Genomic DNA, 14,157 nt, shown 5'->3' on the forward strand with positions numbered 1-14,157 from the left:
TTGCATTATCGCCATATAATTTAGTGGATGACTGGCAATTCAATGGTAAATCTCGTTCCAACTCCAACCTCGCTATCCACGCGAATGGTCCCTTTATGCAGCTCAACCAAATGTTTCACAATGGATAAGCCCAGTCCTGTTCCGCCTGAACTTCGCGAACGAGCTTTGTCTACGCGGTAAAAGCGTTCAAAAATACGAGGTAAATCTTTCTTCGGAATCCCCATACCGGTATCAGAGACGATTAAACGCAGACGCTCGTAATCACCTTCGCTATTTGGATCAAGCGGCTCGATCCGCAGCTTAACTTTGCCGCCTTCCTGCGTGTACGCAATACCGTTGGAGAGAAGATTGATAATAATTTGGCGCAGGCGATCTTCATCCGCTTCAATATACATATCTTCATCAACCTGCAACCCCAGCTCGATATGCTTTTTCTCCGCTTCTTTTCTTAATACATTAAGCGATCTTTCCAGAAACTCCGGTAAATAAATCGGCGAAAAATTCATTGGAATCCGCTTGGATTCAATTTTGGACAGTTCGAGAATATCCCCAATCAGCCGGTTCAACCGTTCGCTCTCATCAAAAATAATTTGCAGGAACGATACCGCCGTTTCCTTATCATTCAACGCCCCTGCCAGCAGTGTCTCAGCGAAACCCTTGACAGCGGCAATCGGCGTCTTAAGCTCATGGGATACATTCGCAACAAATTCGCTTCTCATCCGCTCAAGCCTGCGAACTGCCGTGATGTCATGAATCACGATCAGTACCCCTGACCATTCCTCGTCTTCATGGGCAATTGGACTCAAATGAATATCCAGAATACGCTCGGCCGGATAATAGAAAATCATTTCGTCACGAATGGATTCGCGCGTCTCTATACATTCCTGAATCAGCTTCGTAAACTCAAACTGCTGCTTGGCTTCGTTATATCTTTTCCCCAATAATTCCTGGGAAGAAAAGCCCAAAATGTATTCAGCTGAAGGATTTAACAGCATAATCCGCTCTTCGCGGTCAATCATCATAATGCCGCTCAGCATATTTTCCATAACGCCTTGAAGTCTGCGCTCATTCTCCTGAATACGCGCCATTTGCTGCTGCAAGCTTTCGGACATCCGATTGATCGCCTGCCCCAGCTGCCCAACTTCATCATTGCTGTAGGCCGGAACACGAGATTCATAATTCATATTTGTGATTTGCTGGGCGACCTTCGTCATTTTCTCAATCGGGTGAGTAATCCCCTTCGCAATTCGATAGCTAACCAAACCGGCAATCACAAATAAGATCATCAAACCTACAATGAGAAAATACCACAAGCTGCGGATGGAATTATCCACTTGCACCAGACTCAACGATATGCGTAAAAAGCCAGTTGTCACCTGTGACTCATTCTTCACTGGTATGGCGGCGTACAGCATCTTCTCTTTCAGCGTATCGCTGTATCGCGTGGCGTAGCCCACACCATTTGAAGCAGCTGCCACAATTTCCGGCCGACTTAAGTGGTTGTCCATTTGCTCTGGACTTTGATCGGAATCACCGATCACTTTGCCGTCTGCACGAACAAAGGTCAATCGTTCATTCGTTGCTGCTTTAATCCGTTTGGCTTGTTCGGAGAAATAGGATTCCAGCTCAGATTCTGATCCCATTCTGCCCCAATCTCCCGTAGCTACAAGGACATGAAGCTCGCGCTCCATATTATCCTCCAGGGACTTCACGTGAGAATCCTCAAGTACTTTTGCCATAAAAATTCCGGCAAGCAGCATAGATGAACCAATCAATACAATCAAAATAAATGTCAGTTTGGCACGGAATTTCGTCATCTGTTTATCTAGCCTCCGATAGATCAAGTCTGAATTCAAAGAGAAAAGGGCTACTCTACATAGTAACCCTTTCTCCCGCACCAAATCCAGTTATTTAATTGTAAAGATGAAAAAATGCAAAAGCAATAAACAAACCTTTATGCTTATTTAAAGACAGGCTCTTTCAACGCTGACAGCTTCTCAAATGCGTTTTTCTCAACGTCGGCATGCAAGCTGTTGCCATGTGAATCCATCGTAACGATGGCTGCGAAACCTTCTGTCTCCAAATGCCACATCGCTTCAGGAATTCCGAATTCCATGAAGTCAACGCCTTCTACCTTCTTAAAGCATTGAGCGTAGTATTGCGCCGCACCACCAATAGCGTTCAAATAAACACCACCATGATCCTTCAAAGCAGCCAATGTTTTCGGACCCATTCCGCCTTTTCCGATAACCGCACGAATCCCGAACTTCTTAATGATATCGCCTTGGTAAGGCTCCTCACGAATACTTGTTGTCGGGCCGGCTGCTTTCACATGCCACTCACCGGCTTCATCCTTGCTCATCACCGGTCCACAGTGGTAAATTGCAGCACCATTCAAATCAAGCGGAGCATCGTGATCCATCAAGTATTTGTGCAGCGCATCGCGTCCCGTATGCATCGTGCCGTTAATAACGACCACATCGCCAACTTTCAGACTACGAATTTGCTCTTCGGAAATCGGCGTCGTCAAGACAATCTCGCGACGCTCATCTTCTTTCACATTTTTCGCAGCTTCCGCACTCGCCTCAAAAGCTTCCTGGAAGGAGACTTCGCTTCCTCTCGGATACGACCAGCCGTTGATTTCGCCAGTTTCGGGATTAAGAACCACGCCTTGACGGCGGAACGCCCAACAGTTGTAGGCAACGGAAACGAAGAAACTAGCAGGCAAACGGTTCGCCACGCCAACTTTGCAACCTAGCAATGTGACTTGCCCGCCGAAGCCCATTGTACCAATTCCCAGTGTATTCGCATGCTCCATCACATACTCTTCAACTTTTCGAAGATCAGGATGCGGGTTCACATCATCGACATGGCGGAACAATTGATGCTTCGCCAGCTCGTAGCCGCTTGTCCGGTCGCCGCCGATGCCGACGCCAATAAAGCCTGCGCTGCACCCTTGCCCTTGTGCCTGGTACACGGCATGCATGATACATTTGCGGATTCCGTCAAGATCGCGCCCGGCTTTGCCTACGCCTTCCAGATCAGCCGGCAGGCTGTATTGAATATTTTTATTCTCACAACCGCCGCCCTTAAGAATCAGCTTTACTTCTACTTCATCACGTTCCCATTGCTCAAAGTGAATAACCGGAGTTCCAGGTCCCAAATTGTCGCCGGTATTGGCGCCTGTTAAGGAATCGACCGAATTCGTGCGAAGCTTGCTTGCTTTGGTCGCATTGGCGACGGCTTCAAGAATCTGCTTCTTCATAATAATTTGGTTTGCCCCAACCGGACAGTGTATAATAAACGTTGGCATGCCTGTATCTTGGCAAATCGGAGAGACATTGCATTCCGCCATATGAATGTTATCGGCAATACGGGATAGGGAGAGCGCTGAGCGAGTTCCTTTGTCTTCTTTTTCGCTTGCGGCTTGTACCGCACGACGTACATCACCCGGAAGGTTTGTGGACGTTTCGACAATTAGATCGTAGACGCTTTGATAAAAATGCTGCATGACTAAAAATGGCTCCTCTCGACTTAACAAATAATAATAATTACAAACTATTATACCATATAAGGAGTTACGCTGACATGTCCAAAAGAATCGGGATCACGATTCTGCTGAGTCTGATAGGGCTCACGTTTCTGCTTACGCCGCTTTCGGCTAAGCGATCTCAAGATATCTACTATCAGGATCAAGTTGCTGTCCTCATGTATCATCATATCCATGACACCGATACAAGCTCCAGCACGATTACATCCTCACTGTTTCAAAATCAACTGCAGTTTCTACTAAGCAAGGGCTATCATTTTATTACCCTGAATGAATTCAAGCAATATTTGGCTGGAGCCACAGTACCTTCCAACGCAGTCCTTGTGACGTTTGATGATGGGTATCAGAGCTTTTATACCGGGGCTTATCCGATTCTGAAAAGCTTGCGCGTTCCCGCTGTCAATTTTGTCATCACGCATGATTTGGCCGATCCGCTGGCATCCTATATTCCTTCGATGTCCAAAGAGCAGATCAGCGAAATGACCCATGCAACGAATTTCATCAATATCGGCTGCCACACAGACAGCCTGCATAACAAGCTGCCGAGCGGCGATGCTATGCTTGTCGGCCGCATGGATGGAGAAAACGATGACGCCTACAAGCAGCGCGTGCTGCAGGATACACAAGCTTGTGTCGGCAAGCTTGCAGGGCTTACGGATGCGCCGCTCGACGTCATGGCGTATCCATACGGCATCACGTCGCCGGCGGCGACGGAACAAATTCAGAAGGCGGGCATCCGCTACGCCTTCACGATCTCCCCCGAGATGGCGACGCGCAGCGCCGACCATCTGCTAATCCCGCGGATCAACGCGGGCAGCCCCGGCATCACGCCGGAGCTGCTGGACCGCTCGATCCAGCGCCGCATTCAAGCGCAGCCGGGCAGCGCCCCGCTGCGCGTGGACGCGGCCGCTGCCGTAGCGCAGCTCGGCGGCAGCGCCAGTGCAGAAGGCGGAGCGCTTCGCCTCCGCCTGGGGCAAGAGGCATTCACCCTCCAGGTGAATGCGGCTGAAGCCACGCGCGGTTCGGCGCGCGTGAAGCTGAAGGAGCCCGTGCTGCGCGAGCACGGGCAGGTCACGATCGCGCTCGATGATTTGAGCGCGCTGTTCGGGCTGCCGCTCGTCTACACCCCGTCCACCGGAACGGTGGCTGCGCGGGTGGTGCCGAGCGTGAAATCAAACTGAAGGAGTATAGGAACCTCATGAATCATCACTTTTTTGCCTATTTATATCGCCTCAAATATATCGACCGTTGGAGCCTCATGTGGAACATGCGCAGGGAAAACGTAGCTGAGCATTCTTTCTACGTCTCCACGATCGCCCATATGCTTTGTACGATCGCTAATGAAGTCTATGGCCGCAATGTGCCAACGGATCGCGTTGTCTCTATCGCATTGTTCCACGATGCGTCTGAGGTATTAACGGGGGATATCCCACAGCCCGTCAAACACAACAATGAGCAGATTCTGCGCAACTTCCGCGAAATTGAAGATGTCGCTGTTGAGCGGCTCATTCAGACGATTCCGCCGGAAATTAGCGACATCTACCGCAAGCTGATCCAGGAACCGGATCCTGAGCTCTACCGCTGGGTGAAAGCTGCCGACTTGCTCGAGGCTTACATCAAGTGCTTAACGGAGCTTTCCACCGGCAACCGCGAATTCGTCGTTGCGAAGCAGCAAATTCTAGAAAGCTTGAAAAAAATGAATATGCCGGAAGTGGATTATTTCCTTGAACATATGAGCGCTTCGTTTGAGAAAACGTTGGACGAAATTACGCTTAATCCAAGTCAAGGAGAATAATCATTCCACAATGAAGAAGGGGCTGTTCCAAACGTAGAAAATCTCTGCGTTTGAAACAACCCCTTTATTTCAATCATTAAGCCAATATTTGAGGATTCGTCATGAACAAAATAGCAACTACTACAGCTACCGCAGCAATCCAGCTGAATGTTTTGATTTTCGCAGCATCGGTTGCCGTGCTGTTTCCTGCATTGGCGTTAGCTACCAACTTTTTCATTCTTCCGCCGATCATGCCAGTCACCGCTCCTACGATAAGCAGTAAAACAACAGCCAGCACCATCCACAACACAGATGCATTAACTTTGGAAACCATAGCTCCGCCTGTGATGAAGGTGACAATTAATGAAAATTGTCCAATGCGATTTAGCGTAGACAGCAGCCCCATAAAGCCCTCTAATGCAGCGCCGGTTAACGATGCGGCACGTCCCACAATGAACGGGAACACGACGTATACGCCAAGCAGCAAGGCACTAAGTACATGTAAAAAAATCATGACTTGATACATTCTAATAACCTCCGCAATTTTGAATTAGAATCGTTCTTATGTAAGTATACCGAATACCTTTCTTGGGGACAAGAAAGCGATGTCAACAATTGTTCTTTTTCACTATATCTCCATATAAATGTGACTAACTCTGTCATAACTCGCGTGATGATCCGGCACTGCTACGAAGGATATAAATATCTTATTACACTGAATATCCATCCAACCAAAGAAATGCCTGTTCATAATTATCAAAAAATTTCACAGATTCTTTTGTATTCGTTTGTTGTAAATAATTCATGATCTCTTCTTCTTCAAGGAGAAACGCAATTGCCTTACTATGATTCAAAATGGTTTCACTGAAAAACTTATCTTGCCGATGAGATGGGTAACAATTAAATCTCCTGAAACTGTTGTGCTGATATTCTGTTTACTCAATTTGGAATCATCTCCCTTAGTTACAATTATGCGTAAAAACCACATAAAAACAAGAAAGAAAAAACTCGCATTCAAACAAAAAAAGAACCAATCCCCTTGTAGGAGACCGACTCTTTTTTTGCTTGCTATCTAATTAGCCTGTTACAACTTTAATTACGCTGCGAACAGAGGTAGCTGTTTTGTCCAAAGCTGCTTTTTCTGCCTCAGTCAATTCGATATCCATAATTTTCTCGATACCATTCGCACCAAGGACAGTCAGAACGCCCATGAACAAGTTATCATAGCCATACTCGCCTTCAAGAAGAGCGATTGTAGGAATGATACGTTTTTTATCTTTCAGAATAGCCTCAGTCATTTGCACAAGGGACGCTGCTGGCGCGTAGTATGCACTACCGTTACCTAGCAGGTTCACGATCTCCCCGCCGCCCGTACGTGTTCGTTGTACGATGGCTTCAATACGGTCAGCTGGAATCAGCTTCTCAATTGGCACTCCGCCTGCGTAGGTGTAACGAACAAGTGGAACCATGTCATCGCCGTGTCCGCCGATCACAACTCCCTTAACATCTTCAACCGATACATTCAACTCTTGCGAGATGAACGTCAAGTAACGAGCTGTATCCAGTACACCCGATTGGCCGATTACACGGTTTTTCGGGAAGCCCAGAGCCTGATACGCAACATAAGTCATTGCATCAACTGGATTACTCAAGATGATAACGATGGAGTTCGGAGCCACTTCTTTTACGTTTTCACAAACGGATTTCACGATACCCGCATTCGTGTTTACCAAATCATCGCGGCTCATTCCCGGTTTACGGGCGATACCAGCGGTGATGATAACGATATCGGAATCAGCTGCATCTGCATAACTGGAAGTACCGGTAATTTGAGCGTCGTAACCTTGAACCGGGCCAGCTTCGAGCATGTCGAGCGCTTTCCCTTTTGTAGGGTTTTCCAATTGCGGGATATCTAGAAGAACAACATTACCAAGTTCTTTTTGAGCTAGCATAAGAGCAGTTGTTGCTCCTGTGAAGCCTGCACCGACAACAGTAATTTTATTACGACGGATTGCCATTTGAGATGTGCCTCCTAATAATGATTAGTTATCGTACCCTTGGAGCGTTAGAAATGATTAAGCCATGTTTTTGATGATTTCGTTCGCGAATTCGGAGCATTTAATTTCAGTTGCGCCTTCCATCAAGCGAGCAAAGTCATAAGTAACGGTTTTGTTGTTGATCGAAGTTTCCAAACCTTTGTAGATCAGTTGAGCTGCTTCCAACCAGCCAAGGTGCTCAAGAAGCATTACGCCGGAAAGGATAACGGAACCTGGGTTAACAACGTCAAGACCTGCGTATTTAGGAGCTGTACCATGTGTAGCTTCGAAGATCGCGTGACCCGTCAGGTAGTTGATGTTTGCTCCTGGAGCGATACCGATACCGCCTACTTGTGCAGCAAGTGCATCAGACAGGTAGTCACCGTTCAAGTTCAATGTTGCGATAACATCAAAATCAGTTGGACGTGTCAATACTTGTTGCAACGCGATGTCAGCAATCGCATCTTTTACGATGATTTTGCCAGCAGCTTCTGCATCTTTTTGAGCTTTGTTAGCTGCTTCTGCGCCTTGCTCTTCTTTGATGCGGTCGTATTGAGCCCATGTGAATGTTTTGTCACCGAACTCACGCTCAGCCAACTCGTAACCCCAGTTTTTGAACGCGCCTTCTGTGAACTTCATGATGTTGCCTTTGTGTACCAATGTAACTGTTTTACGGCCATGTTTGATAGCATACTCAATAGCCGCGCGAACTAGGCGCTCAGAACCTTCGGAAGATACTGGTTTTACACCGATACCGGAAGTTTCTGGGAAACGGATTTTCTTAACGCCCATTTCGTTTTGCAAGAAGGATATAACTTTCTTAACTGCATCGGAACCAGCTTCCCACTCGATGCCTGCATAGATATCTTCTGTGTTTTCACGGAAAATAACCATGTCAACCAACTCAGGACGTTTAACCGGTGAAGGAACGCCGTTGAAGTAGCGAACTGGACGGGAACATACGTATAGATCAAGCTCTTGACGAAGCGCAACGTTCAGGGAACGAATACCGCCACCGATTGGTGTAGTCAGAGGTCCTTTGATGGACACGATGTATTCGCGCATAGCTGTTAGTGTATCGTTAGGCAACCAGTTGTTGAATTTGTTAAAAGCTTTCTCGCCTGCGAAAACTTCGTACCAAGCAATTTTTTTCTCGCCTTTGTAAGCTTTCTCTACTGCAGCATCAAGAACGCGTACGGAAGCCGCCCAGATGTCAGGACCTGTGCCGTCACCTTCAATGTAAGGAATGATTGGGTTGTTAGGTACTTGCAGAACGCCATTCTCGATGGTGATTTTTTGACCTTCTGTTGGCAGTTCGTAAGTTTCGAATTGTGGCATGATAGTTCCTCCTAAGATTTGTTTAAAATAGCATTAATGAGTTAACTATGGTGCAATACGCTGCATGCTTATGGCAGTCCCTTCCGACCGCTTGTTATAATCCATTTTCTTTGAAAAATTTTCATATGTAAATAAATCGATTATAAAGGCGGGCACTACGTTTCCACAGGCACTGCCAAGCACTCCACTAGTTACGTTACTACAAAGAGTACCCTTTACACAAATGCAACTCGTCACCGTAGCTAGGTAAAAGCATTTACACACACAAAAAGCGACGGGAGTTGCAGTACCCCCCAGGGAACATGAGTCCCTGAAGATTTGGTACCGAACTGCCCGCACCTTGAGTTTACATCTAATTCAAACGAATTAGCGAGCGCTAATCGGAATGTATTTTTGGTTAACCGGACCTGTGTACTCAGCGCGAGGACGGATCAAACGGTTGTTTTCGTACTGCTCAAGAATGTGTGCAGTCCAACCGGATGTACGGCTGATCGCGAAGATTGGTGTGAACAGGTCGCGCGGGATTTCAAGTGTTGTGTAGACGGAAGCCGAGTAGAAGTCTACATTCGGTTTCAAGCCTTTCAGTCCTGTCACCAGTTCATCCGCTTTGACGGACATTTCGTACCATTTCAGGTTGCCAGTCAATTTGCCAAGCTCGTAAGACATTTTTTGCAAGTGCTTCGCACGCGGATCTCCGTTTTTGTAAACACGGTGGCCAAAGCCCATGATTTTGTCTTTACGCTCTAATTTGCCGTTAATGTAAGGAACTACGTTCTCTACAGTACCGATCTCTTCCAGCATAGCCATAACAGCTTCGTTCGCACCACCGTGAAGAGGTCCTTTGAGCGTGCCGATAGCTGAAGTAATACCGGAGTAAATGTCAGTAAGTGTTGCAACTGTTACGCGCGCCGCGAATGTCGATGCATTCAATTCGTGGTCAGCGTGAAGCACTAACGCTTTGTCCAAAGCTTCAATCGCAACTTTGTCCGGCTCTTTGCCCGTCAATTGGTACAAGAAGTTAGCTGCTACGGAAGAATATCCTGGGGAAGCCAACGGTTCTTTACCTTCACGGATACGAGCGAATGCTGCAATGATGCCAGGGATTTGCGCTTGCAATTTGATCGCTTTACGAACGTTAGACTCTTGGCTCAAGTCGTTCGCTTCTTCATCGTACAGAGCAAGAGCGGAAACAGCCGTGCGAAGCGCAGCCATAGAATTAACATCTTTCGGGAATGTTTTCAACTGGTTGATCACCGCATCAGGCACCTTGCTATAAGCGTTCAGGTCGCTTTGCAGTTTCTCAAGCTCAGCTTGGTTAGGGAGTTTGCCGAACCAAAGCAAATAAATTACTTCTTCAAATGTCGCATTTTCTGCGAGGTCATCAATATCAATCCCGCGATATGTTAACACTCCATCTACAATGGAGCTAATCGACGAGGTCGTGGCTACAATTCCTTCTAAACCTTTGGTTGCAGTCATTGGAATCTCTCCTTAGCTACTCTATTAGCAAAAAATTGCTTTTTTCCTAACTTTAATAATAAAGTATTTTACTCGGTAAGTGAACAAAAGAGGACATAAAACTTCATTATCACTACCATAAAGAATCTTTTTGACACAAAAAAGCCATTTTATTTTGCTTCACAACTAAAAACACACGCTACAAGTTTTTGTTTATTTCCCCGAATTATACAAGAAATTTGCAAAAGTTTGTCGAGTCGCCCTTCCCTTGATACAATGAAAGGCAAAGCATCAGTGATTTCTCGGATAAAGGAGCAAATACATGAGCAGCGGCACAAAAATCGGCATCATCGATATCGGGTCCAACTCGATACGACTCGTGATCTATGAAATCAATGAGCTGGGAGCCTACCGTGTAGTAAGCGAGCACAAGGACTCCGCAAGGCTCAGCGAGCGCATCGGTTATGATGGCATTTTACATAGCAAAGATATTATTTCTATTGTCCCCATTCTTTCGCATTATGCGCTTCTATGCCGGGTACATGAAGTTCAAACGGTTAGAGCCGTTGCAACAGCAGCCATTCGCAATGCGGTCAATTCCGAAGAGATCGTTCGTGTCCTTGAGGAACAGACCAGCCTGCAAATCGAAGTGCTCAGCGGATCGGAAGAAGCGCGTTACGGCTATTTGGGGGTCATCAATACCATCGATATTCGGGATGCACTCGTCATCGACATCGGCGGCGGTAGCACGGAGGTAACGTTACTGCGCGATCGGAAGCTGATGAACAGTGTGTCCTTCCCATTCGGAGCCGTGAACACAACTCACCAATTTATGAAAAACGCGAATCTCACGGAACAAGGGGCAGCTGATATTCGTCGCATGGTTGAAGAGGCGATCGCCGATCACCCCTGGATTACACAGTCTCCGAATCTGCCGATGATCGGACTCGGTGGTACGATTCGAACACTCGGCAAAATGAGCCAGAAACGATCGAAGTACTCCTTGCAGCTTGCGCATAACTACGAACTGCAGCCCGGAGAGCTTCGTTCCTTCGTCACCCTGCTGTCTTCCCTTCCCATCGAAAAGAGAAAGAAAGTCGACGGCCTATCCAAAGAACGCTCCGATATTATCGTGCCGGGACTTCTTATTCTAGATACCTTGTTCCAAGCTGCAAATGCCTCCCGGTGCATCGTCAGCGGATCGGGACTTCGAGACGGTATATTCTTCGAGATGTACGACCCCAAGCAGCCAATTAGGCAGGATGTCCTGGAAGCAAGCATCCAAAACTTGCTGTGCCTTCATCCCAATGGAGCTGAGAAGCATGTTCGACGCGTCGATCAGCTTGCCATGCTGCTCTATGACAAGCTTGAGGTGCACTCGAACCTTGAAGAAGGCAGTTCGCGTTATTTGCACACAACCGCGCTCCTGCATCGCATTGGTGTCAGCGTTCACTATTATCAATATCTGAAGCATACGCAGTATATGCTAGCGAATGCCCGCATCGATGGACTCACGCATCGTGAGATCGTGATCTGCTCGCTCATCGCGACGTACAAAACAAAAAGCCGGACCCATCAGCAATCCCTTGCTTACAAGGATTTGTTGAAAGAATCCGACGAGATGTTGATTGTAAAGTTAGGCACCCTCTTAAAGCTAGCTACAGCGTTGGATCACAGTGAAACTCAACCTGTTCAAAAGCTGGTCGTTACACGATCCGATACGTCCTTGACGCTTAAACTGCTCTGTGTTCACAACCCGATCTTAGAGTTAAAAGAGCTCGCAGCCATAACCAAAGATTTCGAAAAAGCATGGGGCCTCAAACTTAAGATTCAAGCTGGAGTTTTTTCCAAGACGTAATTTTCATGGCCTCGAACTGGCTCCGATAAGGGGTCAGTTCATTTTTTATTCTGGTATACATGCCGTTTGACATTAACTCTCTGGCTTTCACATTATCATTCAGACTGACGTTCAGAATCGAAATCATCATCTTCTTCATCTGCGGGTCAATAACTGGACACATCAATTCAATTCGACGCGTCAAATTTCGTGTCATCCAATCCGCGGAAGATAAATAAACATCAACGAGACCGCCATTTTGGAAATAATAAATCCGTGAATGCTCCAAGAATCTGTCTACGATACTCCGCACCGTAATATTCTCACTAAGTCCAGGAACTCCCGGACGCAAGCAGCAGACGCCACGAATAATTAATTCAATCTTCACGCCTGCCTGCGACGCCGCATACAGCGCATCCACGACTTCCTGATTCGACAATGAATTCATTTTGGCTATGATTTTCGCCGGTTTGCCTTCTCTTGCATGGGCCGCTTCCCTTTCAATCAGCTCGAACAGCTTATCTTTAAGATCTGTAGGAGCTACGGCAAACGACTGCCAGTCATGCGGAGCTGAGTAGCCGGTAATTTCATTGAACAACGCCGAAGCATCCTCGCCAATGATACTATTGGAGGTGAAAAGCCCTACATCTGTATAGAGACGGGCTGTATTATCATTATAGTTCCCTGTCCCCACATGCACATATCGGCGAAGGGTATTTTCTTCTTGGCGTACGACCAAGGTAATTTTGGCGTGTGTCTTAAGCCCGACAAGTCCGTAAACGACATGACAGCCTGACTTTTCCAGCATTCTCGCCCAAGCGATATTCCGTTCTTCATCAAAACGCGCCTTCAGCTCCACAACCACCGTAACCTGCTTGCCGGATTCCGCGGCTCGTGCCAAGGATTGAATAATCAGCGAGTTCCCGCTTGCCCGGTACAAGGTCATTTTAATCGCAAGCACTTTAGGATCATAAGCCGCATGGACAATGAAATCCGTCACGGCATCAAAAGTTTCATAAGGGTGATGAACGAGGACATCCTTTTGCTTCAGCACTTCGAAGAAATCCACCTCATCCTCAAATTCCACCGGATATTTGGGGTTTACCCGCGGGTATCGAAGATTTTCAAAACCATTCAGCGTATTCGCCAATTTCATAAAATAAGTGATGTCGAGCGGCCCATCAATTTCAAAGGTCTGTTCTTCGATTTCGAACTCTTCCTGCAATTGGGCAAGCGCATAAGGGTGAATGCCTTCTTGAACCTCAAGCCGTACAGGAGAGCCCCAGCGTCTACGTCTTAGCTCTTTTTCGATCTCCTCAAGCAGATCTTCCGCCCCTTCTTCATTGAGCGTTAGATCGGCATTACGCGTCACTCTGAAGCCATGAACCGATATTGGGATGTAGCCGCTGAACAACGATTGTATATGATGCTCCATTAATTCTTCAAGTAGAATAAATTCCTGCTTCTTGCTATTAGGCCGTGAAGGTACGGAGATGTAACGGGATAAATTACTAGGAACTTGAACAATGGCAAAATACGGTTCATCATCCGGATCATCACCTTCTCGGATGAGCAGGACAGCCAAATAAACAGAATGATTATGTACGAGTGGAAACGGTCGGCTCTGGTCAACAGCCATCGGCGTTAATACCGGAAAAATAATATCGTGGTAATAAGCATCCATGGCTTTCTTCTGGCTCGTATTCAAATCCTCGTATTCGGTGAACACGATGCCTTCTTTCATCAACAACCTCGTGACTTCACGATACGTTTTGTACTGTTCGGTCACCATTTTGTTCGTACGCTTCATAATTCGCTTGATTAGCCCCGCAGGCGTGTAGCCGGTAAAATCTTTTTTGGTATATCCAGCTTTAATTTGATCCTTAAGACCTGCGACACGAACACTCATGAACTCGTCGAGATTGCTAGATACGATAGCCAGAAATTTCACACGCTCAAGCAGTGGAGTGCTTGGATCTTGAGCTTCCTCCAAAACTCGCCAGTTGAATTCGATCCAGCTTAAATCGCGATTTAAGTATTTGGTCGAAATCTCTTTGAGTTCCTTTTGTTCCTTGAGCTCTTTAACTTCTTTCAGATCGGGTTCTCGCGCAATACTCATAAAGCCTCCAATTAATTTAACTAGTTTATTGATTCATTGTACTAT

At 46.7% G+C, this 14,157-nt stretch carries 10 protein-coding genes and 1 pseudogene; 3 read left to right on the plus strand and 8 right to left on the minus strand.

Features of this window, described 5'->3' with window-relative positions; all coding sequences use genetic code 11:
• Positions 1-20 precede the first annotated feature (20 nt).
• Together pnpS and RQP52_RS29450 are read right to left on the minus strand one after the other, a co-directional pair.
• On the minus strand, positions 21-1,817 hold the full coding sequence (gene pnpS / locus RQP52_RS29445) for a two-component system histidine kinase PnpS (RefSeq protein ID WP_127457430.1): 1,797 nt from the start codon (positions 1,815-1,817) through the stop codon (positions 21-23).
• A gap of 143 nt (positions 1,818-1,960) precedes the next feature.
• Complete coding sequence (locus RQP52_RS29450) at positions 1,961-3,511, minus strand: fumarate hydratase (RefSeq protein WP_315955144.1); 1,551 nt, start codon at positions 3,509-3,511, stop codon at positions 1,961-1,963.
• A 77-nt stretch (positions 3,512-3,588) separates the two neighbouring features.
• Here RQP52_RS29450 and RQP52_RS29455 point away from each other — a divergent pair, with 77 nt between their 5' ends.
• The gene (locus tag RQP52_RS29455; RefSeq protein ID WP_315955145.1) at positions 3,589-4,731 is read left to right on the plus strand and encodes a polysaccharide deacetylase family protein; all 1,143 of its coding nucleotides are present in this window, start codon (positions 3,589-3,591) and stop codon (positions 4,729-4,731) included.
• Between the two features lie 17 nt (positions 4,732-4,748).
• Positions 4,749-5,345, plus strand: coding sequence for a 5'-deoxynucleotidase (yfbR, locus tag RQP52_RS29460; RefSeq protein ID WP_127457427.1), 597 nt, complete (start codon positions 4,749-4,751; stop codon positions 5,343-5,345).
• A gap of 76 nt (positions 5,346-5,421) precedes the next feature.
• Here yfbR and RQP52_RS29465 read toward each other — a convergent pair whose 3' ends face one another.
• The 5 genes and pseudogenes from RQP52_RS29465 to citZ all read right to left on the minus strand — a co-directional run bounded on the left by RQP52_RS29465 (position 5,422) and on the right by citZ (position 10,177).
• Positions 5,422-5,850: a hypothetical protein gene (locus RQP52_RS29465; RefSeq protein WP_315955146.1), complete on the minus strand. Its 429-nt coding sequence runs from the start codon at positions 5,848-5,850 to the stop codon at positions 5,422-5,424.
• A gap of 184 nt (positions 5,851-6,034) precedes the next feature.
• Positions 6,035-6,312 (minus strand): annotated as a pseudogene (locus tag RQP52_RS29470) (hypothetical protein).
• Positions 6,313-6,400: 88 nt separating this feature from the next.
• Complete coding sequence (gene mdh, locus RQP52_RS29475) at positions 6,401-7,342, minus strand: malate dehydrogenase (protein ID WP_315955147.1); 942 nt, start codon at positions 7,340-7,342, stop codon at positions 6,401-6,403.
• A gap of 57 nt (positions 7,343-7,399) precedes the next feature.
• Positions 7,400-8,698, minus strand: a complete 1,299-nt coding sequence (icd, locus tag RQP52_RS29480) for an NADP-dependent isocitrate dehydrogenase (protein ID WP_315955148.1) — start codon at positions 8,696-8,698, stop codon at positions 7,400-7,402.
• A gap of 366 nt (positions 8,699-9,064) precedes the next feature.
• Positions 9,065-10,177 carry a citrate synthase gene (gene citZ / locus RQP52_RS29485; protein ID WP_127457423.1) on the minus strand — a complete coding sequence of 371 codons (1,113 nt, stop codon included), beginning with the start codon at positions 10,175-10,177 and terminating at the stop codon, positions 9,065-9,067.
• A gap of 301 nt (positions 10,178-10,478) precedes the next feature.
• Between citZ and RQP52_RS29490 the strand changes: the two genes are divergently transcribed.
• On the plus strand, positions 10,479-12,014 hold the full coding sequence (locus RQP52_RS29490; RefSeq protein WP_315955149.1) for a Ppx/GppA phosphatase family protein: 1,536 nt from the start codon (positions 10,479-10,481) through the stop codon (positions 12,012-12,014).
• On the opposite strand, the gene ppk1 is transcribed toward RQP52_RS29490, so the two are convergent.
• Complete coding sequence (ppk1, locus tag RQP52_RS29495) at positions 11,980-14,112, minus strand: polyphosphate kinase 1 (protein WP_315955150.1); 2,133 nt, start codon at positions 14,110-14,112, stop codon at positions 11,980-11,982. The genes RQP52_RS29490 and ppk1 overlap by 35 nt on opposite strands.
• Positions 14,113-14,157 lie beyond the last annotated feature (45 nt).

The sequence above is a fragment of the Paenibacillus violae genome (assembly GCF_032461945.1).
Taxonomy (GTDB): Bacteria; Bacillota; Bacilli; order Paenibacillales; family NBRC-103111; genus Paenibacillus_E; species Paenibacillus_E violae.